The sequence below is a fragment of the Vibrio sp. 2130-1 genome (assembly GCF_033339515.1).
Genome location: NZ_JAWOUT010000767.1, coordinates 1 through 507 on the forward strand (window position 1 = coordinate 1; position 507 = coordinate 507).

Annotated in this window: 1 protein-coding gene; it reads right to left on the minus strand. The window is 49.1% G+C overall.

What is annotated here, in order from left to right; translation table 11 throughout:
* The coding region (locus tag R7Q09_RS28590) for a 1-acyl-sn-glycerol-3-phosphate acyltransferase (RefSeq protein WP_318144264.1) at positions 1 to 507 on the minus strand (507 nt) is incomplete at both ends.

Sequence of the window (507 nt, forward strand, 5' to 3'; positions counted from 1 at the left end):
TGCGTGCACTTTTTCGAACATAGTTTGTGCGGTGGCTGAGCTAGGATCTACCGGTTCGCCAGCTTCAATTTCCAATTTGGACCAGAAGCGAGTCGGGAACCCTCTGCATGCTCGTCCTTTAGCGCGGCTAAAATAACTACCCCACAATCCTTTCAATGCCATCGGAATCACAGGTACTGGGCTTCGACGCAGAATAATGTCGATGCCACGCATGAAGTCGTTCATTTCGCCATCGGAGGTCAATCGCCCTTCAGGGAAGATACAGACAATATGGCCTTCATTGAGAGCTTCTTCGACGTCGTTAAATGCTCGACGAATAGAACTTCGGTTGCTAGCAGAAATTGGTATCACGCCAGCACGGCGTAAAAAGCGTCTTAGCGGCGGCAGGTTGGCGTAATCTTCTTCCATCACAAAGCGAATCAAACGAGGGCATACGGCACTCAGTAATAGGGCATCCATATAGCTCACATGATTACACACAATCAATGCACCACCATGCTCAGGTAA